The organism is Desulfothermus naphthae (assembly GCF_054657475.1).
In genome coordinates, this window is sequence record NZ_BAAHYQ010000003.1 from 425,341 (window position 1) to 449,897 (window position 24,557).

Consider the following 24,557-nt stretch of genomic DNA (forward strand, 5'->3'; position numbering starts at 1 on the left):
ATAGATAATCTTGCGGTAAGAAGCAAAATTAGAGGATGGATTATAAAGAGATTGAAGAGAAAGATTATTTGTTGCCATATTCTATAATTTTTCAATAAAGAGATAATTTAATAGGTGGATTATAAAAGAACATAGAAAAGAGATAAGTAGTTGCATTAAAGAGATAATTTATTGCAGAATAGACTGAATTAAAAATGAAAAAGTTATTTGATAAGAGAGATTATTATTTGCCATGTTCTATAATTTTGAAATGAAGAGATAATTAAAAATTTGGACTATAAAATACCATTGCAAATAGATAATGAGTTGCATGAAAGAGATTATTTATTGCAGGATAGATAAAATTAAAAAAGAAAGAAGCTATTTGCTTATTTTGTCTTTAAAGAGATAAAATAGATAAGATATAAATAGATTTTGTGTTAGATAATTAAGTAGTATTTAGATAAGACAGAGGTATAGAGCTTAGTAACATAGTAATAAAATCTCTAACAAATTGCTCCAGTGGACTCGCAACCCGCCTGCGCCTATGGCTTGGCGGTTGCTCGCCACTGAGCTTTGCGTTAGCCCTAAATAAAAGTGATGAAAAAAGTTATTAATAGAGAAGTAATAATAAAAGAATAATAGAAAATAAAAGAAAAATATAAAGATAAAATTATTAAGATAGGTATATTTGGCTCTATAGCAAGAAATGAATATAATCAAAAAAGTGGTATAGGTGTAGTTGTAGAACAGAAATATTCAGATTTGTTTTTGTTAGGTAGGATAAAAATAGAATTGGAAGAAAAATTTAATAATCATGTTGATATTATAAGAGTTAGAAATGATATAAACCCATCTTTGAAAAAAAGAATAGAAAGAGATTCTATTTATGTATAACGATAAGGAATTGATAATAGAAATCTTACATTAAATGAATAATGCATTAGAAGTTATTCTATATCGTTTTGCACCAGTAAGAAAAGTATTAGATTTTACCAATTCTTTAGGAGGTATGGAGAAATTGGATTTAATATGTATGTAACTTATATCAATTGGAGAAACTGTTAAAAAAAATAGATAAACTTATAGAAGGGAAATTATTTTCTAAATATTCCTCTATTGATTGGAAAGAGATAAAAGGAATGAGAGATATAATAAGTCATCAATATTTTGATATTGATGCAGAGATAATTTATGAAGTATGCAAGAATAAAATACCAGAGCTTAAAGATACAATAGAAGAGATTTTAAAAACAATATAAAATCAAAGGGCTAACAAGTCGGTTCAGCGGACTCGCTAACCGCTCGCCGCTGACCTCTAACGTTAGAGGAAGAGGAATGAAATTATAGTTGGTGTTTTGATTAGTTGTAGATGAAGAGATTATTTTGATTTAAAGAGATAATGTTGAAAAAGAAATAAGCTTTTTGATTATTCATTGCATTAATAGATAATCTTGCGGTAAGAAGCAAAATTAGAGGATGGATTATAAAGAGATTGAAGAGAAAGATTATTTGTTGCCATATTCTATAATTTTTCAATAAAGAGATAATTTAATAGGTGGATTATAAAAGAACATAGAAAAGAGATAAGTAGTTGCATTAAAGAGATAATTTATTGCAGAATAGACTGAATTAAAAATGAAAAAGTTATTTGATAAGAGAGATTATTATTTGCCATGTTCTATAATTTTGAAATGAAGAGATAATTAAAAATTTGGACTATAAAATACCATTGCAAATAGATAATGAGTTGCATGAAAGAGATTATTTATTGCAGGATAGATAAAATTAAAAAAGAAAGAAGCTATTTGCTTATTTTGTCTTTAAAGAGATAAAATAGATAAGATATAAATAGATTTTGTGTTAGATAATTAAGTAGTATTTAGATAAGACAGAGGTATAGAGCTTAGTAACATAGTAATAAAATCTCTAACAAATTGCTCCAGTGGACTCGCAACCCGCCTGCGCCTATGGCTTGGCGGTTGCTCGCCACTGAGCTTTGCGTTAGCTTGCTAGATAAGAAATGTTACCTCTAGCATTAAGAGAAAAAAAGGCAGAGTTACAACAAGCTATTGGGAGCATTGGCGTAGCAATATCATTATCATTTTTCTTTCATCTTCTTCCTGCATGGTCTCATGTTAAAGAGGACACCTTTAGTAAATCTATTATTTCCTTAATACTATATGAAAAATGGCCTATCATTAGCTTTATATCTTTTCTTTTCATCTCAATTAAAGGTTATATTCAAGCAGGGAAAGAAAAACTAGAATTAATGAAAAAACATAAAGTTGAGTTAAATCAAGCTCAAGAAAAAATTCAATCTATAAGGATAAAATTCTGTGAAACTCTTTTAGAACTTTCACGGGAATATTTAAGGCAAATATGGAGGGAAAACTTTGATTCTAGTGGAACTTTACGAATTACTTTGTATTTTCATCATGATAATTTTTTTTATAATGCTGGTAGATGGAGTAAAAACCCAAACTATGTTAAACAAGGGCGTTTCAAAATTCCGGATTATCAAGGATGTCTAGGAGAGGCTTGGTTGGATGATGGAAATAATTATTCAGCATCGCTATCAAGTATGTCTTTAGATGAGATTTGTAGTAAATATAAATTCTCAAAAGAAGATTATGAAAAGTTATCAATGAAAAGTACCTTGTTTGAGATTAGACCAATTTTTGATCATCATGATAAGAAAGTGGGTTTATTAGTTTTTGAAACAACCAATAATCACTTTCCATTAAGGGATAAAAGGAAAAAAGCTGCTAACATTATTGATGAAATAGTTGAGAGACATCATGATTTTTTTATAAAAATAATAACAACATTAAAACCTATAAGTCTTAAAACAATTTATAAAGAAGGGACGGGCGATGAGTAAGTTGAGAGAAATAATAAGATATATTTGTGATCATTATCCATATCAAAACGAGTTATCAAAGGCTCGTTTAACAAAACTTGTTTATCTAGCAGATTGGAAGGCGGCACTAAAATATGGTAAACAACTAACAAATATAACATGGTTTTTTAATTATTATGGTCCTTATGTTGAGGATGTATTTAATGAGGCAAAAGAGGATCCACATTTAGAAATCAAACGTGATATGACAATATTTGGTGATCCTAAAACAATCATAATTTCTAAGAAAAAAAGTAAAAAATATGATCTAACTGAAGAAGAGATAGATATTTTAAAAGAAGTGATAGAGGAAACGAAGTCACTATATTGGGATCAATTTGTTGATTTAATTTATTCGACCTACCCTGTAAAGACCCAAGATAAATTTTCTGTTTTAGATTTAGTAAAGTCAGCAAAAGAGAAAAAGCAGCTAACAAACCGCTCTAGGGGACGGCGCTTACAGCGCCGCCCCTAAGCTTGGGTGTTAGCGTTTATAGATAAGATAAAATGAGTACTCCAAGTGTATATCAAGATAGATATTGGAGAGAATTATATCAATTAATAGTACACGTATACTATTTAGGTCTATATTTTGAACAATCTGAAAAATTAGAAAAAGGAATTAATGCCTTTTTAGCAATTACATCAAGTAGCAGTATTTGTGGATGGGCAATATGGAATAAATATAGTTTTATTTGGGCTCTTATTATTGCGATTTCTCAATTGATAACAGCAGTTAAACAATTTCTTCCATTTAAAAAGAGAATGAAAGTAATATCATCATTATTACGAGATTTAGAAGAGCTACTTAATTTCGCTGAAATGAGATGGTTTGACGTCGCTGAAGGAAGACTTACTAATGAAGAAATAAATAGGTTGCAATTTGAGATTAGAAAAAAGAAAAACAAATTATTGCATAAACATCTAAGCCATCAGTCTCTGCCAGAAAAAAAGAAATTGTTTAACAAAGCAAAAGAAATGGCGCAGATTTACGTAACTAATTTTTATGGAGTATAAAATGTCTGAGAAATCTCAAAAAACTCCTAAACAAATAACGGACAAACTAGGGGGTCCCCCAAAACCATCTCGGGATAAAGAAATTATAGAAAAAGATTTACCGCCGGTTGATTATACACCGCCTACTCCACCGGTTAAACCGCCAAAAAAAGACAAAAAGGATTAATCATGCTAACAATTGGGTGCAGTGGACTGGTATTCCGCTGGCGCTCCATACCAGCCACTGACCCATGACGTTAGAGGAAGAGGAATGAAATTATAGTTGGTGTTTTGATTAGTTGTAGATGAAGAGATTATTTTGATTTAAAGAGATAATGTTGAAAAAGAAATAAGCTTTTTGATTATTCATTGCATTAATAGATAATCTTGCGGTAAGAAGCAAAATTAGAGGATGGATTATAAAGAGATTGAAGAGAAAGATTATTTGTTGCCATATTCTATAATTTTTCAATAAAGAGATAATTTAATAGGTGGATTATAAAAGAACATAGAAAAGAGATAAGTAGTTGCATTAAAGAGATAATTTATTGCAGAATAGACTGAATTAAAAATGAAAAAGTTATTTGATAAGAGAGATTATTATTTGCCATGTTCTATAATTTTGAAATGAAGAGATAATTAAAAATTTGGACTATAAAATACCATTGCAAATAGATAATGAGTTGCATGAAAGAGATTATTTATTGCAGGATAGATAAAATTAAAAAAGAAAGAAGCTATTTGCTTATTTTGTCTTTAAAGAGATAAAATAGATAAGATATAAATAGATTTTGTGTTAGATAATTAAGTAGTATTTAGATAAGACAGAGGTATAGAGCTTAGTAACATAGTAATAAAATCTCTAACAAATTGCTCCAGTGGACTCGCAACCCGCCTGCGCCTATGGCTTGGCGGTTGCTCGCCACTGAGCTTTGCGTTAGAAATTAAAAAAATAATGGATGAGGATGGAAGATGAAAGGTACTACCTTAAATACAATTAATAAGATGTTGGAATCTTTACCTGAGAATAAACAAGAACAAGTATTAAATCATTTGTATAATTATATTACAGAATTACAAGATGAAATTAAATGGGATTTGTTATTTAAAAAATCTGAGAAGGAGATATCTCGAATAGCTAGGGAAGTTAAAGAAGAGATTAAAAAAGGTAATATAGAAGATTTTGATTATGATAGATTATAAAGTCAAAACTTTACCATCTTTTTGGAAACATTATGAAAGACTTCAAGAAAATATAAAAAGACAAGCGAGAAAAGCATTTCAGTTATGGAAAGAAAATCCTTTTCATCCTTCCTTACATTTTAAATGTGTAAATTCAGAAGAAGAAATATGGTCATTAAGGATTACAAAAGGATATAGAGCATTATGTATTTATGAAAAAAATTTAATTGTATGGTTTTGGATTGGTCATCATGATGATTATAAGAGATTGATAAAGAAAGTAAAATAACTATAAAAAATTTCTAACAAGGCGCTGAAGCTGACCGCCAACCCGCTGCGCCTTAGGCTTGCGGTTGTCGGCAGCTTAGCTTTAACGTTCTGCAAAAATATAATGGGAGATTAGCACAATGGATACAAGGCATGCTGTATTCATCTCATATGCACATCACGACACAACTATAACTCGCGTTGCTGGTTTTACTAAATTCCTTACAGATCACCTTCCCAATAAAATAAGACTTTTTCTAGATAGAAAATTTCTCAAGATTGGAAGAAATATCCCCAATTATATGCAATATCTTGAAAGTTGCCCTGTTGTAATTATTCTGTTAACACCTGAATATAAGCGTAGAGTTGAAAATACTATAGGGGGTGTTTTTAAAGAATTTCAAATAATAAGAAAAAGAATATTAAATGAAGAGGATGATTTTTTATGTTTGCCCTTATTATTTGAGGGAAATGAAGAAACTTCTATTCCGGAACCACTGAAAGATTTTATATATAAAGATCTTAGAAAATTCACTCCACAAGAGCAAAAACAAGAGCAAAAAACTGGTAGATATACTCTTTCAAAAAATTTACAAAATTTATTTTTTCCGGTTTTTAGAGAAATAGCTAGGACTATTGAAGCAAAAATTTCTGTTCGCATAGCACTACCTGAAGAAAAATATACAGAATTTATACAGCTACTTTTTGCAAAAACAAAAATTACAAGGGGATGGATCCAGAACCACCCAGAATTTTTGAATCATTTATTTGTTTCTACTAAGTCCTATAAAAATGTAGAGAGTCAACATGCATTTTTCCTGATAGGACGAAAGGGATCTGGCAAATCTACTGTTGCTAACTCATTACCTGAACTAAGATACGAACGATACAAAACAAATATAGTAATAAGTGCCGACTATATCAACCTTTTAGCTGCATCACAATTTATCGATTATTCACTTTTTTATAATTCTACTACAAATAAAATTAATGGTTTTGACAGTATGTCTAGTTCATATATTAGTCGCACTGCAAAAGAATTTACGCAGTTTTATCCATTAGAACTTATATTTAAATATACATGGCTTGGACTAATTTATATTTGTCTAGCAAATGCATTAGATGATTTGGGGAAAAATAATAAACTAAACATTAAACAGCAAAAATATTATCCAGTTCTATCAAAGGCTTTTAAAGAATTTTCTTTTGGACAAAGTGGAAATATTGAAGCAAGTACATACTTTACGACAGCTTCTATAGCTTTTTGCGAATTTTGGGAAAATCAGATATCTAAGGCGCTGGATGGAAAAACTTTTCATGATGTCATTAAGTATGTTGATTCAAATGTTAATAAAGAACAATACTTAAAATATTTATTAGGTGAAAAGTTACTTGATAGCATACGTAATATAGTATCTAATTGTGACAAATATGCTCTATTAGTTTTGGATGATTTTGATACAGTATTTTCTATGTTTAGACAACATATTCAACTAAAGATGGGGGATGAAAATAATAGTTATTTGAAATATATTGAATCTGCATGCATACACTCTCTTATGATATTAATTTTAGAGTTAAAAGGTTGCCGTAAGGGTTGGTATGATCCAATTTCTAAAAGATTAGATTTTTGTATTACTATACCAAAAGATTCTTATATGCAAGTTATCCATAAAGATCGTGATGCATATTTAAATATAGAGCATACTACAGATTTAGATTGGACAGGGATATATCTAGCTGAAATGTTATTGAAAAGACTGAGTTATATGTACAATGAACCAATAAAAGAAAATAAAAATGTACTTGACGAATTAAATAGATTATTTAGGACCTATATAAGCAAACTTCCTACTACTCTTGAATTTGAATTTAACGATCAACGTATTCATATTAATCTCTTTTGTTATGTTTTAAGGCATACTTTTTGGAGGCCTAGAGATGTATTAACATATTATGCTTCTTTATTAACAGCTGCAACATCGTTATCTGATAATGATCTATTTACCACAGAGCAAATACGCATGATAATAGGTGTAACCACAAGGAGGATTGTGCAAACAGAATTTATAAGAGAATATAAGCAAGTAATCAAAAATTTAAATAAGATATTGCAAAGTCTCTATAAGGCACCACAAATAATGACTTATGAGGAATTATATAGTCGATTAAAGGGTGTAGATTTTCATATGCTACCAAATGAATGGATTTCGAATTTTAAAGACAAATTAAAAATTTTATATGAAATTGGTTTGCTAGGATTACAACTTGATCCTTCCTTTGCGAAGGAACAACATATTCAAATACTCGATAGTTTCTATTTTAATGAAGGTTCAATAATATTTGATCGATTGTCACAAAGTTCATTTGAGGGAAACAGCTTTATCATTCATCCTATTTTTGTAGAAGAACTAAGTCTTGATTATAGCAATAATTCATTTGTTTTAAACTTGGATGAAGATTATTTAATGAATAATCATTTAGTGAGGATGTCCAGTTTGGATATTTTCTAGATGAAAATAAATGCAGAACAAGGCGCTGCACTGGACTGGCATTCCGCTGCGCTCCATGCCAGCCAGTGAGCTTGATCGTTATGTAAATAGGGGAATGATTATATGGATGAAAAAAAGAAGCAATGTTTTGTGATTGCTCCTATTGGGGAACCTGATTCAGACACAAGAAAACGTTCAGATCAAGTATTGCGCCATATTATTAGACCTGCTGTAGAACAGTGTGGGTATTACGCAGTACGTGCTGATGAAATAGATAAGCCAGGCGTTATTACAAGTCAGGTTATTCAACATGTAGTGAACGATCCTTTGGTAATTGCAGATTTAACGGAAACAAATCCAAATGTTTTTTATGAGTTGGCCATAAGACACGCAATAAAAAAGCCATTGGTTCAGATAATAAAAAAAGGGGAAAGAATTCCTTTTGATGTTGCAGGGTTGAGAACTGTAATTTTTGATCATAGAGATTTAGATAGTGTTGAATCAGCTAAAAATGAAATAATTGAGCAGATCAAGTCATTAGAAAAAAATGATGAAGAAATTGAAACTCCAATTTCTATTTCTTTAGATCTTCAAATACTTCGTCAAAGTGATAAACCGGAAGAACGTTCTTTAGCTGATATTGTTGCTGCTATTTCTAATCTCAGCATCAATTTAGCCAAGTTGGAGGAAAAAGTTACTTCACAAAATATAGAAGTTATTCGAGATGAAATACGCACAAACATCAAAGAATTATTTTATAGAATACAAGATATTGATAATATTTCAAGTAAAAAGAGACTCTATAGGAAATTTGATCCATATATGCTTCGTAAGATGGCACGCATATTACCTGAGTCTGGATCTCCTGTTGGGATATTAGTTTTGCTTGGATTATTCAGAGATGAGGCCCCATGGTTATATGAAATTGGTATAGAAGCATATAGAAGAGCTAGAGAAGGGGATGTTGAAGGAGTTAGATACGCTATTAAGGATATGAGAAAATTGTCGGAATTAGTAATGGATAGTCCTATGGGAATGGAAATGATGGGTAATAAAGATATTTATATTCTATTCAAGGAGTTGCCAATGCTTCTTGAGGAGTTTTTGCATTCTATACCAATGACTATGAGACGAAGAAAAAATAAAGATAATATTGAATAAAATTGTACATAACGAATAAGGTTAGATTGTGAGAGCGAGCGTAAGAGAGCGAACCACAATCTGAACCGTTTGTTGGACAAGCCCGGTTAAATATAGAAAATATCTTTTTGTGGCTATGGAGTGTTGATCAAGGAAAGTGGTGGTAAGGGGCATTGGTTGGATTAACCAATGCTATGGGAAGTTGATTTGTTGTTGCGATTGTCATTTTTTTTAATATCCAGGCAATTTTCAGGTAAAAAATTCTGTTTTTAGGGTATAACTATCCTTTGCCGGGGATTTTAAAAGATCTCCGGTTTTTTGAATCATATATGGTTTGAGCTTACATAATCATCCTCCCAGCCCCTTTCATGTACAATAACCAGGTTGCGATGGTAATAATCCAGGTATCATTGTTTTTATAATCTTCATGCTATTTCCACAGAGGGGGCAGACTATTGACGGTTTTGGTTTTCGTTTCCATTTGGTGAATGGATTAATACGGAGTATCAACTGTAAAAAACAGATTAATTTCTTGCTGCATGAGTGAAGAAAGCCATAACTTCTGCTTCTTCTAAAGCCTTTAGGCAATACATGGAGCATAATGAGATAGAGGAAGTATTCACCTGAAACGGTTCTGGTTTTATATTGCCTGGTTTTGGCATGGAAGTATCTGAAGGTGACCTTTCCGTTTTTGCATTTTAAGATGTCCTTTTCCCGAATAACTCCTCTGTAAAGATAATTGCCAAGATAGACAATGGCCTTTTCAGCGTTTCCGACGTTTTTACAGTGGACGATCCATTTTTTGGAGCAATTTTTGGGGAGTCTAAGTTTTGCATCTACAATGGCGTGCAGGAGTTTAGCCCTAAACACGGTTCCAAGAGCCTTTTGGTTAAAGAGGTATTTAGTGGATTTTGTTCGCCACAGCCCTGTTTTTGTATTGATGCTGGCTGCAGGCATGATTACATGGATGTGGGGATGATAGTTAAGGTTGCGGGAATGGGTATGAAGTACGGCAATAAAGCCTGCTGCACCGCCAAGTTTTTTATCGTTTTTTACAAAAGTCTTCAAGGTTTCCTGGACAGATTCAAACATCAGGGAATAGAAGGTTTTTTGATTTTTCCATGCCAGGTTTCTGAGCTGAGTGGGAAGAGTAAATGTAATCAGCCAGTAAGTAGCGGGAAGTTTTTTGCTCAACTGATTTTCTATCCATTGCTGGTTTTCATGGTTCTGGCAGTGAGGACAACTTCTGTGTCCACATGAATGTGGAATATAAACGGTGTGGGAGCAGTTATCATTTGAGCACCGTGCTAACATGAGAGGGCCATGTTTATCCCTGCAATGTTCCATGACATGTAGGGCCTTTTTATGGGCCGGCAGGACGAAATTTTTATACTTTACAAAAAAAGAATCTTTGAATTGGGTTATGATAGAAGAAAGGTAAATCATTGCACATCTCCCCATCTGATTTCAAGGTGATTGCTGAGGAAGTTTGCAGCTTTTTGAGCATTGGTTCCGGTTTTGTTGGTAAGGTGTGTGTATTTTGAGGTTGTGAGGATGCTGACATGCCCCAGGATTTTCTGTAATTCTACAAGGTCAACTCCGGCCTCCAGCATATGTGTCGCATAACTGTGGCGAAGAGAGTGACATGAAATTTTTTTTCTAATTTCTAGTTCTGTGACAACTACTTTCATGGCAGTCTGGATGCCACTTCTATCCAGTGGTTTGTCAACAAGATGGGCGTTTTTACGACCTCTTTTGCGATTTGGGAATATAAAGCGTGGATGTTTGTGAACTCTCCAAAAATTTCTGAGTACCTGTAAGGTTTTCCGTGGCAATGGGACTAATCTATCTTTTCTGCCCTTGGCATCACGAATATGAACCCTCATGTTTGTATAGTCGATATCTCCGAGGTGAAGCTCAATTCCCTCACCCAACCGCAATCCCAATGAATAGAGTGTGAAAAAGAAAACTTTGTAACTCAAACTTCTGGTAGCTGTTATTAATCGTTGAAGTTCTTCTATAGTCAGAATATCAGGAATTCTGGATGTTTTTGGCGGTTTAATCAAAGGGATATTTTCCCATGTTTTTTTCAGCACATAGGAATAAAAAAATTTGAGACCATAGAGATCGAGCTTGACGGCACTCCAGGAGTGGCTTGCCCGAAGATCGTTGAAGTAATCCAGAAGCTGGTCAGAGGATAGGTCGGATATTTTACAATCAAAGTAATTTCCGATTCGCCTAAGTGCCCTAGAATATGCCTCAATTGTTTTTGGCTGAAATCCGCTTAATTTCAGTAACTTAACATGTTTTTGATAATAAGCATTGAATTTGGGGTCAGTGGGCATGTTTGTGTTCATTATAACCTCCTAATTTAAGAGCCTCTTCTTGGCTCAATACTAGCTAACCTTTTATCACATAAACTTTATATTGCAATCATTAATTATCCGAAGTATAATTACCTAAAATTGCTTGCCGCTTTAGCGGCTTCGTCCAACAAGAGGGTCCACTTGACCGCCATTTCGCTGCGGCCTTCGGCCTTGCTCCATGTCGGCAAGTGACCCTTGACGTTAAGCTAAAAAAGGAAGAAAGAAATGCTTTCATGCTATTTGCCAGATATCGGAGATGGATTGGCCGCTGGAATAAAGCTACTGGATGGAAGTGATTTACAAATAGATTGTGGTAGTAAACAAAATCCAAAACAAGTTTTTAGAAAAAGTATTTGCAGAATTAATCCTGATGTTTTTATTCTTTCCCACTTTCATTTGGATCATTATAATGGTTTTTTTTACAATCAAAAGTGTCGTCCACACCAACATCCTACCATACAAAAGGTATTTTTTCCTAAGTTACCTCGAAAAAAGGAAATAAAGGATTTCATTTTATGTATGTTTGCGATAAATATCCGTTTTTTAGGCGATATATCTGGTAGTATGGAGTTAGATTTTTTAAATCTTTTATCCAAAAGAAACAAATGTTCTTTTGCTTACAAAGCAGTTTCTCAAGGTGACATAATTTCGTTAGGTGGTTCTCACATTGAGATATTATGGCCACCAAAAGAAATTGATGAATCTGCATTGAAAATTATCAAAAAGGCAATTGATGATTTTGAAGAGGCAAAAAAAGAAGACAAAGTCCTCAATGATATTTACAATCGAATAAATCAAGATAAATCCATTGAAAAATATTTTCAGGCCACTGATGGAGAAAATATATATTCTAATGTAGAAAATCGCGATGATAGCGACATAAATTATATTGAATGTAGAAACCTTGATATCATAAGAAGCATTCCAGAACAAACGAGAAAGGCTAATAAATCCTTAAAGCATGCTGCAAATCATCTTAGTCTAGCTTTTAGATACAATAATCAAATTTTATTTTTAGGCGATCTGGAAAGTAGTGAATTAAGAGAAATCTCTAATTATCTATCAGTCAGCAACTTGACACATTATTTAATAATAATTACCCCACATCATGGAACACATTGGCATAATGCTTTAAGTCAGTTATCAACTATTTATGCTATTAGTTCAGTTGGGCCTAATTTGTTTCCCAAAATAAAACCAGAATTCAAACAGATTTCGCATATATGTCTCTATACTTATGCAAATGGCGATATAGAGATTCCACATCCTATTTTGCGTCCATTACGTTACTGGAGAGGTAGGTACTGGAGATTATATATTTAAAAGCTTAACGAATAAGGTTAGATTGTGAGAGCGAGCGTAAGAGAGCGAACCACAATCTGAACCGTTTGTTGGACAAGCCCGGTTATATATAGAAAATATCTTTTTGTGGCTATGGAGTGTTGATCAAGGAAAGTGGTGGTAAGGGGCATTGGTTGGATTAACCAATGCTATGTGAAGTTGATTTGTTGTTGCGATTGTCATTTTTTTTAATATCCAGGCAATTTTCAGGTAAAAAATTCTGTTTTTAGGGCATAACTATCTTTTACCGGGGATTTTAAAAGATCTCCGGTTTTTTGAATCATATATGGTTTGAGCTTACATAATCATCCTTCCAGCCCCTTTCATGTACAATAACCAGCTTGCGATGGTAATAATCCAGGTATCATTGTTTTTATAATCTTCATGCTATTTCCACAGAGGGGGCAGACTATTGACGGTTTTGGTTTTCGTTTCCATTTGGTGAATGGATTAATACGGAGTATCAACTGTAAAAAACAGATTAATTTCTTGCTGCATGAGTGAAGAAAGCCATAACTTCTGCTTCTTCTAAAGCCTTTAGGCAATACATGGAGCATAATGAGATAGAGAAAGTATTCACCTGAAACGGTTCTGGTTTTATATTGCCTGGTTTTGGCATGGAAGTATCTGAAGGTGACCTTTCCGTTTTTGCATTTTAAGATGTCCTTTTCCCGAATAACTCCTCTGTAAAGATAATTGCCAAGATAGACAATGGCCTTTTCAGCGTTTCCCACGTTTTTACAGTGGACGATCCATTTTTGGGAGCAATTTTTGGGGAGTCTAAGTTTTGCATCTACAATGGCGTGCAGGAGTTTTGCCCTAAACACGGTTCCAAGAGCCTTTTGGTTAAAGAGGTATTTAGTGGATTTTGTTCGCCACAGCCCTGTTTTTGTATTGATGCTGGCTGCAGGCATGATTACATGGATGTGGGGATGATAGTTAAGGTTGCGGGAATGGGTATGAAGTACGGCAATAAAGCCTGCTGCACCGCCAAGTTTTTTATCGTTTTTTACAAAAGTCTTCAGGGTTTCTTGGACAGATGCAAACATCAGGGAATAGAAGGTTTTTTGATTTTTCCATGCCAGGTTTCTGAGCTGAGTGGGAAGAGTAAATGTAATCAGCCAGTAAGTAGCGGGAAGTTTTTTTCTCAACTGATTTTCTATCCATTGCTGGTTTTCATGGTTCTGGCAGTGAGGACAACTTCTGTGTCCACATGAATGTGGAATATAAACGGTGTGGGAGCAATTATCATTTGAGCACCGTGCTAACATGAGAGGGCCATGTTTATCCCTGCAATGTTCCATGACATGTAGAGCCTTTTTATGCTCCGGCAGGACGAAATTTTTATACTTTACAAAAAAAGAATCTTTGAATTGGGTTATGATAGAAGAAAGGTAAATCATTGTACATCTCCCCATCTGATTTCAAGGTGATTGCTGAGGAAGTTTGCAGCCTTTTGAGCATTGGTTCTGGTTTTGTTGGTAAGGTGTGTGTATTTTGAGGTTGTGAGGATGCTGACATGCCCCAGGATTTTCTGTAATTCTACAAGGTCAACTCCGGCCTCCAGCATATGTGTCGCATAACTGTGGCGAAGAGAGTGACATGAAATTTTTTTTCTAATTTCTAGTTCTGTGACAACTACTTTCATGGCAGTCTGGATGCCACTTCTATCCAGTGGTTTGTCAACAAGATGGGCGTTTTTACGGCCTCTTTTGCGATTTGGGAATATAAAGCGTGGATGTTTGTGAACTCTCCAAAAATTTCTGAGTACCTGTAAGGTTTTCCGTGGCAATGGGACTAATCTATCTTTTCTGCCCTTGGCATCACGAATATGAACCCTCATGTTTGTAGAGTCGATATCTCCGAGGTGAAGCTCAATTCCCTCACCCAACCGCAATCCCAATGAATAGAGTGTGAAAAAGAAAACTTTGTAACTCAAACTTCTGGTAGCTGTTATTAATCGTTGAAGTTCTTCTATAGTCAGAATATCAGGAATTCTGGATGTTTTTGGCGGTTTAATCAAAGGGATATTTTCCCATGTTTTTTTCAGCACATAGGAATAAAAAAATTTGAGACCATAGAGATCGAGCTTGACGGCACTCCAGGAGTGGCTTGCCCGAAGATCGTTGAAGTAATCCAGAAGCTGGTCAGAGGATAGGTCGGATATTTTACAATCAAAGTAATTTCCGATTCGCCTAAGTGCCCTAGAATATGCCTCAATTGTTTTTGGCTGAAATCCGCTTAATTTCAGTAACTTAACATGTTTTTGATAATAAGCATTGAATTTGGGGTCAGTGGGCATGTTTGTGTTCATTATAACCTCCTAATTTAAGAGCCTCTTCTTGGCTCAATACTAGCTAACCTTTTATCACATAAACTTTATATTGCAATCATTAATTATCCGAAGTATAATTACCTAAAATTGCTTGCCGCTTTAGCGGCTTCGTCCAACAAGTCGGTTCAACAAGTCGGTTCAGCGGACTCGCTACCCGCTCGCCGCTGACCTCTAACGTTAGCCCTAAATAAAAGTGGTGAATAGAGAAGTAATAATAAAAGAATTACAGAAAATAAAAGAAAAATATAAAGATAAAATTATTAAGATAGGTATATTTGGCTCTGTAACAAGAAATAAATATAATCAAGAAAGTGATATAGATGTAGTTGTAGGACAGAAATATGCAGATTTATTTTTATTAGGTAGGATAAAAATAGAATTGGAAGAAAAATTTAATAGTCATGTTGATATTATAAGATTTACAAATGATATAAAGCCATCTATGAAAAAAAGAATAGAAAGAGATTTTATTTACGTATAACGATAAGGAATTGATAATGGAAATCTTACAGCAAATAAATAATGCATTAGAAGTTATTCTATATCGTTCTGCACCAGTAAGAAAAGTATTATATTTTACCAATTCATTAGGAGGTATGTAGAAATTGGATTCAATATGTATATAACTTATAGCAATTGGAGAAAGTGTTAAAAAAAAGATAAACTTATAGAAGGGAAATTATTTTCTAAATATCCCTCTATTGATAGAAAAGGGATAAAAAGAATGAGGGATATAATAAGTCATCATTATTTTGATGTTGATATAGAGATAATTTATGAAGTATGCAAGAATAAAATGCCAGAGCTTAAAGATACAATAGAAGAGATTTTAAAAGACATATAAAATCAAAGGGCTAACAAGTCGGTTCAGCGGACTCGCTAACCGCTCGCCGCTGACCTCTAACGTTAGAAAAAATTAAAAGATAAATAGGGAGAAATGTATGCAAGTTATTTTAGAAGTTGAAAATAATAAAGAAGGAAGAGCTTTAATAAATTTTTTGAGACAATTGCCTTTTGTTAAAATTCAAAAATCTCAAAAATATAAAAAAGAACAAAAATTAGAGGAAATTTTTGGTATTTGGAAAGATAGGGATATTACAAAAGAGACATTAAGAGAAAAAGCATGGAGAATGTAAGAATTTTATGTGATACAGATGTAATTATAGAGTACTTAAAAGGCAATGAAACTACAAAAAATATTTTGAATAACTTAGAAAACGCAGATATTGCAGTAAGTGCTATTACTCTAATGGAATTATATTATGGAGCACTTAACAAGAGAGAATTAAACAAAATCAAAAAAGCATTAAGTGAGTTCAGCATATTGCCTTTAAACGAAGAGATTACAGAAATAGCAATAAATTTAATTGAAAAATATTCAAAAAGTCATACACTGAAGATACCAGATGCCTTAATAGCTTCTACGGCTATTTGTTATGATATTAGTTTATGGACTTACAATATTAGAGATTTTCGTTTTATAGAGGATTTAAGCTTATTTAAAATACCCAATAAAAAATGAAATTGAAAATAGAAAATTTCTAACAAGGCGCTGAAGCTGACCGCTATTTCGCTGCGCTCATAGCGGCAGCTTAGCTTTAACGTTGGGCTCAAAAAAGCTAATATTTATGAATTCTCGCTTAATAGCGTTTGAAGGGTTGACTTGTTGATGGCCAAGAGCTAAAATATTTATATGTATAAAATCACTTTTAGTAAACAGGCTGACAAAACTCTTCGAAAAATGCCTCGAAATTTAGCCTTAAAAATTGCTAAAAAAATAAAAGAATTAGCTAACCATCCAGAAAAAATGTCAAATATTAAGAAATTAACCAATCATCCTGGATACAGGATGCGAGTGGGAGATTGGTGTGTAGTTTATCTGGTTAATGATAGTGAAAAAAATATTCACATTATAAAAATAAAAACGAGAGGTGGAGTATATAAATGAATGTTCAAATTATTGAAAAAAATGGTAAGCCTGAATGGGCAGTAATTCCTTATAAAGAATATATAAAAATTCAGGAATTAATGGATGATATTGAAGACAGAAAGGATATCGAGAAATATGTTCAAGCAATAGAGAGTGGGGAAGAGCAGAACATTCCTGGTGAAGTGACCTTTGCTATTTTAGAGGGGATCCATCCCATTCGGGCATGGCGTGAATACAAACAAATTACGGTTAGAGAGCTTGCAAAACGAGCAGGTATTACGTCTTCATATCTTTCTCAGATAGAAACTGGAAAAAGAAATCCCACAATAGATACATTAAAATCAATAGCAGAGGCCTTGGGGATAGATGTTGAAATATTAATTTGAAGAGCGCCCAACAAGGCGCTGAAGCTGACCGCCAACCCGCTGCGCCTTAGGCTTGCGGTTGTCGGCAGCTTAGCTTTAACGTTATGCTTAAATAAGACTAGGGGGTTGACATTTTTATAGTATCGCATATAATACCTATATGGAAGTCCCCAAAATAATAATTGATACCAACGTATTATTATCAGCTCTATATTCGAGGCGTGGTGCTTCATTTAAATTAATATCATTAATTGGGCAAGGATATTTTGATATTGTATTGTCAGTACCACTATTTATTGAATATAAATCAATTATTAAACGAAATCGTTCAAAAATTAAACTATCAGATGAAAAAATAAATGATATTTTAAATTATTTGTGTTTAGTATCGGAACATCATGAAATTTATTATTTATGGAGACCATTTTTGAGAGATCCGAAGGACGATATGATACTCGAATTGGCAGTAACAGCTCGATGTAAATATATAGTGACTTACAATATAAGAGATTTTAAGGGAGTAGAACAATTTGGTATAAAAGTCCTATCAGCAAAAGATTTTTTAAATAAAATAGGAGTCGTTAAATGAGCACATTAAGTGTACGATTACCTAACTCTCTTCATGAAACAGTACGAGAGTTATCCAAAAAAGAAGGAATATCAATTAATCAGTTTATTGCCTCTGCATTAGCAGAGAAGATTAGTGCGTTAATGACCTTAGATTATCTAAAAAAAAGAGCTAAGGAAGCTTCACGGGATAAGTTTTTAGATGCTCTAAAAGAAGTTCCAGACGTTGAACCATTTGAATATGATAAGCTGTAATAGCATAACGAATAAGGTTAGATTGTGAGAGCGAGCGTAAGAGAGCGAACCACAATCTGAACCGTTTGTTGGACAAGCCCGGTTATATATAGAAAATATCTTTTTGTGGCTATGGAGTGTTGATCAAGGAAAGTGGTGGTAAGGGGCATTGGTTGGATTAACCAATGCTATGTGAAGTTGATTTGTTGTTGCGATTGTCATTTTTTTTAATATCCAGGCAATTTTCAGGTAAAAAATTCTGTTTTTAGGGCATAACTATCCTTTACCGGGGATTTTAAAAGATCTCCGGTTTTTTGAATCATATATGGTTTGAGCTTACATAATCATCCTCCCAGCCCCTTTCATGTACAATAACCAGGTTGCGATGGTAATAATCCAGGTATCATTGTTTTTATAATCTTCATGCTATTTCCACAGAGGGGGCAGACTATTGACGGTTTTGGTTTTCGTTTCCATTTGGTGAATGGATTAATACGGAGTATCAACTGTAAAAAACAGATTAATTTCTTGCTGCATGAGTGAAGAAACCCATAACTTCTGCTTCTTCTAAAGCCTTTAGGCAATACATGGAGCATAATGAGATAGAGGAAGTATTCTCCTGAAACGGTTCTGGTTTTATATTGCCTGGTTTTGGCATGGAAGTATCTGAAGGTGACCTTTCCGTTTTTGCATTTTAAGATGTCCTTTTCCCGAATAACTCCTCTGTAAAGATAATTGCCAAGATAGACAATGGCTTTTTCAGCGTTTCCGACGTTTTTACAGTGGACGATCCATTTTTTGGAGCAATTTTTGGGGAGTTTAAGTCTTGCATCTACAATGGCGTGCAGGAGTTTTGCCCTAAACACGGTTCCAAGAGCCTTTTGGTTAAAGAGGTATTTAGTGGATTTTGTTCGCCACAGCCCTGTTTTTGTATTGATGCTGGCTGCAGGCATGATTACATGGATGTGGGGATGATAGTTAAGGTTGCGGGAATGGGTATGAAGTACGGCAATAAAGCCTGCTGCACCGCCAAGTTTTTTATCGTTTTTTACAAAAGTCTTCAGGGTTTCCTGGACAGATGCAAACATCAGGGAATAGAAGGTTTTTTGATTTTTCCATGCCAGGTTTCTGAGTTGAGTGGGAAGAGTAAATGTAATCAGCCAGTAAGTAGCGGGAAGTTTTTTGCTCAACTGATTTTCTATCCATTGCTGGTTTTCATGGTTCTGGCAGTGAGGACAACTTCTGTGTCCACATGAATGTGGAATATAAACGGTGTGGGAGCAGTTATCATTTGAGCACCGTGCTAACATGAGAGGGCCATGTTTATCCCTGCAATGTTCCATGACATGTAGGGCCTTTTTATGGGCCGGCAGGACGAAATTTTTATACTTTACAAAAAAAGAATCTTTGAATTGGGTTATGATAGAAGAAAGGTAAATCATTGCACATCTCCCCATCTGATTTCAAGGTGATTGCTGAGGAAGTTTGCAGCCTTTTGAGCATTGGTTCCGGTTTTGTTGGTAAGGTGTGTGTATTTTGAGGTTGTGAGGATGCTGACATGCCCCAGGATTTTCTGTAATTCTACAAGGTCAACTCCGGCCTCCAGCATATGTGTCGCATAACTGTGGCGAAGAGAGTGACATGAAATTTTTTTTCTAATTTCTAGTTCTGTGACAACTACTTTCATGGCAGTCTGGATGCCACTTCTATCCAGTGGTTTGTCAACAAGATGGGCGTTTTTACGACCTCTTTTGCGATTTGGGAATATAAAGCGTGGATGTTTGTGAACTCTCCAAAAATTTCTGAGTACCTGTAAGGTTTTCCGTGGCAATGGGACTAATCTATCTTTTCTGCCCTTGGCATCACGAATATGAACCCTCATGTTTGTATAGTCGATATCTCCGAGGTGAAGCTCAATTCCCTCACCCAACCGCAATCCCAATGAATAGAGTGTGAAAAAGAAAACTTTGTAACTCAAACTTCTGGTAGCTGTTATTAATCGTTGAAGTTCTTCTATAGTCAGAATATCAGGAATTCTGGATGTTTTTGGCGGTTTAATCAAAGGGATATTTTCCCATGTTTTTTTCAGCACATAGGAATAAAAAAATTTGAGACCATAGAGATCGAGCTTGACGGCACTCCAGGAGTGGCTTGCCCGAAGATCGTTGAAGTAATCCAGAAGCTGGTCAGAGGATAGGTCGGATATTTTACAATCAAAGTAATTTCCGATTCGCCTAAGTGCCCTAGAATATGCCTCAATTGTTTTTGGCTGAAATCCGCTTAATTTCAGTAACTTAACATGTTTTTGATAATAAGCATTGAATTTGGGGTCAGTGGGCATGTTTGTGTTCATTATAACCTCCTAATTTAAGAGCCTCTTCTTGGCTCAATACTAGCTAACCTTTTATCACATAAACTTTATATTGCAATCATTAATTATCCGAAGTATAATTACCTAAAATTGCTTGCCGCTTTAGCGGCTTCGTCCAACAATTCAGTGCAACAATTCAGTGCACCAGACCGCCATTCCGCTGCTCCCTTCGGGCTTGCGTCTTGTCGGCTGGTGACTTTTAACGTTATGCTATGAAATGAAAAAGGAGAATAGTATGGATAAAGTGAAAGATATATGTATCATTCCGACTCAAAAGGGGCCAAGTGAAATAGAAACATCTATAAAAACTCTAAATGCTCCTTTGTCAGAATTACTTGGCTATATTAATCTACCTACGGAGAATGTTTTGTCACCGATATCTGAGCGAAGGAAAGTTATTCATGCCCTTGAAAGTACTTTGGAGATTTTACCAATAGCTCAAAGAAAAAAAGCATATTATTTATCAAAATTTACTGTAGCAATAACAGTTGGATTATTTGATGGAGCCTTAGCATATTTATGGGATGAAACTATTAAAGCAATAAAAAATATCATAGTTTCCTTCGATCTACAATATTTTTTCACTGTAGCCGAATCCCTATGTGGGAGATATAGAAATTTACATACTAAAGAAGATTTAGATATTATTTCCGAACATGATCTTTTAGAGATATCTAGAAGAATAGGTCTTATTAATGATGTAAATTTTAAGAGGCTAGAACATGTTAACTATTTAAGAAATCATGCTAGTTCAGCACATCCTAATGAAAATGATATTTCAGGCATTGAAATGCTTTCTTTATTAGAGCATTGCTTGAAATATGCAATTACAGCCAGACCAGATCATTCAGTTATTCAGATAAAAAGATTATTAAATAATATAAGAACAAATGAAATTCCTGATGAGGATTTCTATATAATAGGGCAAGATATTTCTAAACAACCTCAGGAACGAATTAATGATTTTATATTATCAATATTCGGTATGTATTGTGATCCAAGACAAGAGCCCATTGTAAAAAGAAATATTGAGAAATTAGCTCCGTATATATGGAAAATAACATCAGAGGAAATCAAATATCAAATTGGCTCAAAATTTGGTTTATATAGAAAGAATGGAGATGTTGATAGAAAAGACGCAACCCACCGTTTTTTAGAAATTGTGAATGGATTAAAATATAAAGACGAGGATAGCCTTGCAGCAGAACTTTTAGAAAAGCTACAAAACCTAAGAAGTGTTCACTTTGATTGGTATAATTTCTACAATGAATATCCCCATGCCAAGTCAATAGAAGAGTCGATTCCTAGAAGTGGTATACCAGAATCAGTGAGGAAAATATTCGTAAAAGTAATTTGTATATGTTATTGTGGTAATGGCAGGGGTTATCGGGAAGGGGTAGATGAAAGAGCAGTGCCATACTATAAAAAATATATTGATATGTTTTCTATAAATGAGATTAAAGAATATCTCAAATTATTTCAAGACAGAGAATTTGTTTTTGATTTAGATATGCCAAAGGCAGATAGAAGGATGAGAGAACTTGCAAAATTATTAAAATCTAAAACGACTGATATTCATATAAATAAATTACTTGATTTAATTATCAACTTCCCTCAGCAGAAACTACCAAATCTTAGCGAGGATAAACGTTATAAAGAGACAATCTCATTTATTTAATTGCATAACGAATAAGGTTAGATTGTGAGAGCGAGCGTAAGAGAGCGAACCACAATCTGAACCGTTTGTTGGACAAGCCCGGTTAAATATAGAAAATATCTTTTTGTGGCTATGGAGTGTTGATCAAGGAAAGTGGTGGTAAGGGGCATTGGTTGGATTAACCAATGCTATGGGAAGTTGATTTGTTGTTGCGATTGTCATTTTTTTTAATATCCAGGCAATTTTCAGGTAAAAAATTCTGTTTTTAGGGTATAACTATCCTTTGCCGGGGATTTTAAAAGATCTCCGGTTTTTTGAATCATATATGGTTTGAGCTTACATAATCATCCTCCCAGCCCCTTTCATGTACAATAACCAGGTTGCGATGGTAATAATCCAGGTATCATTGTTTTTATAATCTTCATGCTATTTCCACAGAGGGGGCAGACTATTGACGGTTTTGGTTTTCGTTTCCATTTGGTGAATGGATTAATACGGAGTATCAACTGTAAAAAACAGATTAATTTCTTGCTGCATGAGTGAAGAAAGCCATAACTTCTGCTTCTTCTAAAGCCTTTAGGCAATACATGGAGCATAATGAGATAGAGGAAGTATTCACCTGAAACGGTTCTGGTTTTATATTGCCTGGTTTTGGCATGGAAGTATCTGAAGGTGACCTTTCCGTTTTTGCATTTTAAGATGTCCTTTTCCCGAATAACTCCTCTGTAAAGATAATTGCCAAGATAGACAATGGCCTTTTCAGCGTTTCCGACGTTTTTACAGTGGACGATCCATTTTTTGGAGCAATTTTTGGGGAGTCTAAGTTTTGCATCTACAATGGCGTGCAGGAGTTTAGCCCTAAACACGGTTCCAAGAGCCTTTTGGTTAAAGAGGTATTTAGTGGATTTTGTTCGCCACAGCCCTGTTTTTGTATTGATGCTGGCTGCAGGCATGATTACATGGATGTGGGGATGATAGTTAAGGTTGCGGGAATGGGTATGAAGTACGGCAATAAAGCCTGCTGCACCGCCAAGTTTTTTATCGTTTTTTACAAAAGTCTTCAAGGTTTCCTGGACAGATTCAAACATCAGGGAATAGAAGGTTTTTTGATTTTTCCATGCCAGGTTTCTGAGCTGAGTGGGAAGAGTAAATGTAATCAGCCAGTAAGTAGCGGGAAGTTTTTTGCTCAACTGATTTTCTATCCATTGCTGGTTTTCATGGTTCTGGCAGTGAGGACAACTTCTGTGTCCACATGAATGTGGAATATAAACGGTGTGGGAGCAGTTATCATTTGAGCACCGTGCTAACATGAGAGGGCCATGTTTATCCCTGCAATGTTCCATGACATGTAGGGCCTTTTTATGGGCCGGCAGGACGAAATTTTTATACTTTACAAAAAAAGAATCTTTGAATTGGGTTATGATAGAAGAAAGGTAAATCATTGCACATCTCCCCATCTGATTTCAAGGTGATTGCTGAGGAAGTTTGCAGCCTTTTGAGCATTGGTTCCGGTTTTGTTGGTAAGGTGTGTGTATTTTGAGGTTGTGAGGATGCTGACATGCCCCAGGATTTTCTGTAATTCTACAAGGTCAACTCCGGCCTCCAGCATATGTGTCGCATAACTGTGGCGAAGAGAGTGACATGAAATTTTTTTTCTAATTTCTAGTTCTGTGACAACTACTTTCATGGCAGTCTGGATGCCACTTCTATCCAGTGGTTTGTCAACAAGATGGGCGTTTTTACGACCTCTTTTGCGATTTGGGAATATAAAGCGTGGATGTTTGTGAACTCTCCAAAAATTTCTGAGTACCTGTAAGGTTTTCCGTGGCAATGGGACTAATCTATCTTTTCTGCCCTTGGCATCACGAATATGAACCCTCATGTTTGTATAGTCGATATCTCCGAGGTGAAGCTCAATTCCCTCACCCAACCGCAATCCCAATGAATAGAGTGTGAAAAAGAAAACTTTGTAACTCAAACTTCTGGTAGCTGTTATTAATCGTTGAAGTTCTTCTATAGTCAGAATATCAGGAATTCTGGATGTTTTTGGCGGTTTAATCAAAGGGATATTTTCCCATGTTTTTTTCAGCACATAGGAATAAAAAAATTTGAGACCATAGAGATCGAGCTTGACGGCACTCCAGGAGTGGCTTGCCCGAAGATCGTTGAAGTAATCCAGAAGCTGGTCAGAGGATAGGTCGGATATTTTACAATCAAAGTAATTTCCGATTCGCCTAAGTGCCCTAGAATATGCCTCAATTGTTTTTGGCTGAAATCCGCTTAATTTCAGTAACTTAACATGTTTTTGATAATAAGCATTGAATTTGGGGTCAGTGGGCATGTTTGTGTTCATTATAACCTCCTAATTTAAGAGCCTCTTCTTGGCTCAATACTAGCTAACCTTTTATCACATAAACTTTATATTGCAATCAT

Annotated in this window: 28 protein-coding genes; 20 read left to right on the forward strand and 8 right to left on the reverse strand. The window is 34.4% G+C overall.

The features are described 5' to 3' along the window. Positions 1-627 precede the first annotated feature (627 nt). The 10 genes from ACYQ1E_RS13595 to ACYQ1E_RS13640 all read left to right on the forward strand — a co-directional run bounded on the left by ACYQ1E_RS13595 (position 628) and on the right by ACYQ1E_RS13640 (position 8,979). Positions 628-876, forward strand: coding sequence for a nucleotidyltransferase family protein (locus ACYQ1E_RS13595; RefSeq protein WP_459881791.1), 249 nt, complete (start codon positions 628-630; stop codon positions 874-876). 155 nt (positions 877-1,031) lie between these two features. Further along, positions 1,032-1,241: a HepT-like ribonuclease domain-containing protein gene (locus tag ACYQ1E_RS13600; protein ID WP_459880499.1), complete on the forward strand. Its 210-nt coding sequence runs from the start codon at positions 1,032-1,034 to the stop codon at positions 1,239-1,241. 761 nt (positions 1,242-2,002) lie between these two features. Then, positions 2,003-2,863: a hypothetical protein gene (locus ACYQ1E_RS13605; RefSeq protein WP_459880502.1), complete on the forward strand. Its 861-nt coding sequence runs from the start codon at positions 2,003-2,005 to the stop codon at positions 2,861-2,863. Between the two features lies 1 nt (position 2,864). Beyond that, positions 2,865-3,356 (forward strand): Panacea domain-containing protein, encoded by a 492-nt coding sequence (locus ACYQ1E_RS13610; protein WP_459880504.1) that lies wholly within the window; start codon positions 2,865-2,867, stop codon positions 3,354-3,356. A gap of 32 nt (positions 3,357-3,388) precedes the next feature. After that, complete coding sequence (locus ACYQ1E_RS13615) at positions 3,389-3,898, forward strand: hypothetical protein (RefSeq protein WP_459880507.1); 510 nt, start codon at positions 3,389-3,391, stop codon at positions 3,896-3,898. 1 nt (position 3,899) lies between these two features. After that, on the forward strand, positions 3,900-4,064 hold the full coding sequence (locus ACYQ1E_RS13620) for a hypothetical protein (protein ID WP_459880510.1): 165 nt from the start codon (positions 3,900-3,902) through the stop codon (positions 4,062-4,064). A 785-nt stretch (positions 4,065-4,849) separates the two neighbouring features. After that, on the forward strand, positions 4,850-5,080 hold the full coding sequence (locus ACYQ1E_RS13625) for a hypothetical protein (protein WP_459880513.1): 231 nt from the start codon (positions 4,850-4,852) through the stop codon (positions 5,078-5,080). Next, positions 5,067-5,348, forward strand: coding sequence for a type II toxin-antitoxin system RelE family toxin (locus ACYQ1E_RS13630; RefSeq protein WP_459880516.1), 282 nt, complete (start codon positions 5,067-5,069; stop codon positions 5,346-5,348). The genes ACYQ1E_RS13625 and ACYQ1E_RS13630 overlap by 14 nt, the downstream gene beginning before the upstream one ends. A 118-nt stretch (positions 5,349-5,466) precedes the next feature. After that, positions 5,467-7,839 (forward strand): toll/interleukin-1 receptor domain-containing protein, encoded by a 2,373-nt coding sequence (locus tag ACYQ1E_RS13635; protein WP_459880519.1) that lies wholly within the window; start codon positions 5,467-5,469, stop codon positions 7,837-7,839. Positions 7,840-7,941: 102 nt separating this feature from the next. Next, positions 7,942-8,979 (forward strand): hypothetical protein, encoded by a 1,038-nt coding sequence (locus ACYQ1E_RS13640; RefSeq protein ID WP_459880522.1) that lies wholly within the window; start codon positions 7,942-7,944, stop codon positions 8,977-8,979. Positions 8,980-9,324: 345 nt separating this feature from the next. Here the strand turns inward: ACYQ1E_RS13640 and ACYQ1E_RS13645 are convergent, their stop codons facing one another. Together ACYQ1E_RS13645 and ACYQ1E_RS13650 are read right to left on the reverse strand one after the other, a co-directional pair. Continuing rightward, entirely contained in the window at positions 9,325-10,404 is a 1,080-nt protein-coding gene (locus ACYQ1E_RS13645) for an IS91 family transposase (RefSeq protein WP_459874725.1), read from the reverse strand. Continuing rightward, the gene (locus tag ACYQ1E_RS13650; protein WP_459874719.1) at positions 10,401-11,315 is read right to left on the reverse strand and encodes a tyrosine-type recombinase/integrase; all 915 of its coding nucleotides are present in this window, start codon (positions 11,313-11,315) and stop codon (positions 10,401-10,403) included. Before ACYQ1E_RS13650 ends, ACYQ1E_RS13645 begins: the two co-directional genes overlap by 4 nt. Positions 11,316-11,549: 234 nt before the next feature. On the opposite strand from ACYQ1E_RS13650, the gene ACYQ1E_RS13655 reads away from it, so the two are divergent. Continuing rightward, positions 11,550-12,647 (forward strand): ComEC/Rec2 family competence protein, encoded by a 1,098-nt coding sequence (locus tag ACYQ1E_RS13655; protein ID WP_459880525.1) that lies wholly within the window; start codon positions 11,550-11,552, stop codon positions 12,645-12,647. A 341-nt stretch (positions 12,648-12,988) separates the two neighbouring features. Here ACYQ1E_RS13655 and ACYQ1E_RS13660 read toward each other — a convergent pair whose 3' ends face one another. Together ACYQ1E_RS13660 and ACYQ1E_RS13665 are read right to left on the reverse strand one after the other, a co-directional pair. Beyond that, the gene (locus ACYQ1E_RS13660; protein ID WP_459880528.1) at positions 12,989-14,068 is read right to left on the reverse strand and encodes an IS91 family transposase; all 1,080 of its coding nucleotides are present in this window, start codon (positions 14,066-14,068) and stop codon (positions 12,989-12,991) included. After that, positions 14,065-14,979, reverse strand: a complete 915-nt coding sequence (locus ACYQ1E_RS13665) for a tyrosine-type recombinase/integrase (protein WP_459880531.1) — start codon at positions 14,977-14,979, stop codon at positions 14,065-14,067. The genes ACYQ1E_RS13660 and ACYQ1E_RS13665 overlap by 4 nt, the downstream gene beginning before the upstream one ends. Positions 14,980-15,196: 217 nt before the next feature. Between ACYQ1E_RS13665 and ACYQ1E_RS13670 the strand changes: the two genes are divergently transcribed. The 8 genes from ACYQ1E_RS13670 (at position 15,197) to ACYQ1E_RS13705 (ending at position 18,117) form a co-directional block, all read left to right on the forward strand. Beyond that, complete coding sequence (locus ACYQ1E_RS13670) at positions 15,197-15,481, forward strand: nucleotidyltransferase family protein (protein ID WP_459880533.1); 285 nt, start codon at positions 15,197-15,199, stop codon at positions 15,479-15,481. A 186-nt stretch (positions 15,482-15,667) separates the two neighbouring features. Beyond that, positions 15,668-15,844 carry a HepT-like ribonuclease domain-containing protein gene (locus ACYQ1E_RS13675; RefSeq protein WP_459881794.1) on the forward strand — a complete coding sequence of 59 codons (177 nt, stop codon included), beginning with the start codon at positions 15,668-15,670 and terminating at the stop codon, positions 15,842-15,844. 97 nt (positions 15,845-15,941) lie between these two features. Then, positions 15,942-16,136 (forward strand): hypothetical protein, encoded by a 195-nt coding sequence (locus ACYQ1E_RS13680; protein WP_459875160.1) that lies wholly within the window; start codon positions 15,942-15,944, stop codon positions 16,134-16,136. Next, positions 16,124-16,522 (forward strand): type II toxin-antitoxin system VapC family toxin, encoded by a 399-nt coding sequence (locus ACYQ1E_RS13685; RefSeq protein WP_459880536.1) that lies wholly within the window; start codon positions 16,124-16,126, stop codon positions 16,520-16,522. The genes ACYQ1E_RS13680 and ACYQ1E_RS13685 overlap by 13 nt, the downstream gene beginning before the upstream one ends. 171 nt (positions 16,523-16,693) lie before the next feature. Beyond that, positions 16,694-16,948, forward strand: coding sequence for a type II toxin-antitoxin system RelE family toxin (locus tag ACYQ1E_RS13690; protein WP_459880539.1), 255 nt, complete (start codon positions 16,694-16,696; stop codon positions 16,946-16,948). Then, entirely contained in the window at positions 16,945-17,316 is a 372-nt protein-coding gene (locus ACYQ1E_RS13695) for a helix-turn-helix domain-containing protein (protein ID WP_459880542.1), read from the forward strand. Before ACYQ1E_RS13690 ends, ACYQ1E_RS13695 begins: the two co-directional genes overlap by 4 nt. A gap of 139 nt (positions 17,317-17,455) precedes the next feature. Then, on the forward strand, positions 17,456-17,884 hold the full coding sequence (locus ACYQ1E_RS13700; RefSeq protein WP_459880545.1) for a putative toxin-antitoxin system toxin component, PIN family: 429 nt from the start codon (positions 17,456-17,458) through the stop codon (positions 17,882-17,884). After that, positions 17,881-18,117, forward strand: a complete 237-nt coding sequence (locus tag ACYQ1E_RS13705; RefSeq protein ID WP_459880547.1) for a YlcI/YnfO family protein — start codon at positions 17,881-17,883, stop codon at positions 18,115-18,117. The genes ACYQ1E_RS13700 and ACYQ1E_RS13705 overlap by 4 nt, the downstream gene beginning before the upstream one ends. A 341-nt stretch (positions 18,118-18,458) precedes the next feature. Here ACYQ1E_RS13705 and ACYQ1E_RS13710 read toward each other — a convergent pair whose 3' ends face one another. Together ACYQ1E_RS13710 and ACYQ1E_RS13715 are read right to left on the reverse strand one after the other, a co-directional pair. Beyond that, positions 18,459-19,538 carry an IS91 family transposase gene (locus tag ACYQ1E_RS13710; RefSeq protein ID WP_459880550.1) on the reverse strand — a complete coding sequence of 360 codons (1,080 nt, stop codon included), beginning with the start codon at positions 19,536-19,538 and terminating at the stop codon, positions 18,459-18,461. Further along, positions 19,535-20,449, reverse strand: a complete 915-nt coding sequence (locus ACYQ1E_RS13715; RefSeq protein ID WP_459874719.1) for a tyrosine-type recombinase/integrase — start codon at positions 20,447-20,449, stop codon at positions 19,535-19,537. The genes ACYQ1E_RS13710 and ACYQ1E_RS13715 overlap by 4 nt, the downstream gene beginning before the upstream one ends. A gap of 253 nt (positions 20,450-20,702) precedes the next feature. On the opposite strand from ACYQ1E_RS13715, the gene ACYQ1E_RS13720 reads away from it, so the two are divergent. Continuing rightward, positions 20,703-22,145, forward strand: a complete 1,443-nt coding sequence (locus ACYQ1E_RS13720) for a hypothetical protein (protein ID WP_459880553.1) — start codon at positions 20,703-20,705, stop codon at positions 22,143-22,145. Positions 22,146-22,486: 341 nt separating this feature from the next. On the opposite strand, the gene ACYQ1E_RS13725 is transcribed toward ACYQ1E_RS13720, so the two are convergent. Both ACYQ1E_RS13725 and ACYQ1E_RS13730 read right to left on the reverse strand, forming a co-directional pair. Then, a complete protein-coding gene (locus ACYQ1E_RS13725) occupies positions 22,487-23,566 on the reverse strand; it encodes an IS91 family transposase (protein WP_459874725.1) in 1,080 nt (359 codons plus the stop codon). Further along, positions 23,563-24,477 carry a tyrosine-type recombinase/integrase gene (locus ACYQ1E_RS13730; RefSeq protein WP_459874719.1) on the reverse strand — a complete coding sequence of 305 codons (915 nt, stop codon included), beginning with the start codon at positions 24,475-24,477 and terminating at the stop codon, positions 23,563-23,565. The genes ACYQ1E_RS13725 and ACYQ1E_RS13730 overlap by 4 nt, the downstream gene beginning before the upstream one ends. Positions 24,478-24,557 lie beyond the last annotated feature (80 nt).

Coding starts and splice junctions, on each gene's coding strand:
- ACYQ1E_RS13605 (WP_459880502.1), top strand. CDS start 2,003: ATGTTACCTCTAGCATTAAGAGAAAAAAAGGCAGAGTTACAACAAGCT.
- ACYQ1E_RS13615 (WP_459880507.1), top strand. CDS start 3,389: ATGAGTACTCCAAGTGTATATCAAGATAGATATTGGAGAGAATTATAT.
- ACYQ1E_RS13620 (WP_459880510.1), top strand. CDS start 3,900: ATGTCTGAGAAATCTCAAAAAACTCCTAAACAAATAACGGACAAACTA.
- ACYQ1E_RS13625 (WP_459880513.1), top strand. CDS start 4,850: ATGAAAGGTACTACCTTAAATACAATTAATAAGATGTTGGAATCTTTA.
- ACYQ1E_RS13630 (WP_459880516.1), top strand. CDS start 5,067: ATGATAGATTATAAAGTCAAAACTTTACCATCTTTTTGGAAACATTAT.
- ACYQ1E_RS13635 (WP_459880519.1), top strand. CDS start 5,467: ATGGATACAAGGCATGCTGTATTCATCTCATATGCACATCACGACACA.
- ACYQ1E_RS13640 (WP_459880522.1), top strand. CDS start 7,942: ATGGATGAAAAAAAGAAGCAATGTTTTGTGATTGCTCCTATTGGGGAA.
- ACYQ1E_RS13645 (WP_459874725.1), bottom strand. CDS start 10,404: ATGATTTACCTTTCTTCTATCATAACCCAATTCAAAGATTCTTTTTTT.
- ACYQ1E_RS13650 (WP_459874719.1), bottom strand. CDS start 11,315: ATGAACACAAACATGCCCACTGACCCCAAATTCAATGCTTATTATCAA.
- ACYQ1E_RS13655 (WP_459880525.1), top strand. CDS start 11,550: ATGCTTTCATGCTATTTGCCAGATATCGGAGATGGATTGGCCGCTGGA.
- ACYQ1E_RS13660 (WP_459880528.1), bottom strand. CDS start 14,068: ATGATTTACCTTTCTTCTATCATAACCCAATTCAAAGATTCTTTTTTT.
- ACYQ1E_RS13665 (WP_459880531.1), bottom strand. CDS start 14,979: ATGAACACAAACATGCCCACTGACCCCAAATTCAATGCTTATTATCAA.
- ACYQ1E_RS13680 (WP_459875160.1), top strand. CDS start 15,942: ATGCAAGTTATTTTAGAAGTTGAAAATAATAAAGAAGGAAGAGCTTTA.
- ACYQ1E_RS13685 (WP_459880536.1), top strand. CDS start 16,124: ATGGAGAATGTAAGAATTTTATGTGATACAGATGTAATTATAGAGTAC.
- ACYQ1E_RS13690 (WP_459880539.1), top strand. CDS start 16,694: ATGTATAAAATCACTTTTAGTAAACAGGCTGACAAAACTCTTCGAAAA.
- ACYQ1E_RS13695 (WP_459880542.1), top strand. CDS start 16,945: ATGAATGTTCAAATTATTGAAAAAAATGGTAAGCCTGAATGGGCAGTA.
- ACYQ1E_RS13700 (WP_459880545.1), top strand. CDS start 17,456: ATGGAAGTCCCCAAAATAATAATTGATACCAACGTATTATTATCAGCT.
- ACYQ1E_RS13705 (WP_459880547.1), top strand. CDS start 17,881: ATGAGCACATTAAGTGTACGATTACCTAACTCTCTTCATGAAACAGTA.
- ACYQ1E_RS13710 (WP_459880550.1), bottom strand. CDS start 19,538: ATGATTTACCTTTCTTCTATCATAACCCAATTCAAAGATTCTTTTTTT.
- ACYQ1E_RS13715 (WP_459874719.1), bottom strand. CDS start 20,449: ATGAACACAAACATGCCCACTGACCCCAAATTCAATGCTTATTATCAA.
- ACYQ1E_RS13720 (WP_459880553.1), top strand. CDS start 20,703: ATGGATAAAGTGAAAGATATATGTATCATTCCGACTCAAAAGGGGCCA.
- ACYQ1E_RS13725 (WP_459874725.1), bottom strand. CDS start 23,566: ATGATTTACCTTTCTTCTATCATAACCCAATTCAAAGATTCTTTTTTT.
- ACYQ1E_RS13730 (WP_459874719.1), bottom strand. CDS start 24,477: ATGAACACAAACATGCCCACTGACCCCAAATTCAATGCTTATTATCAA.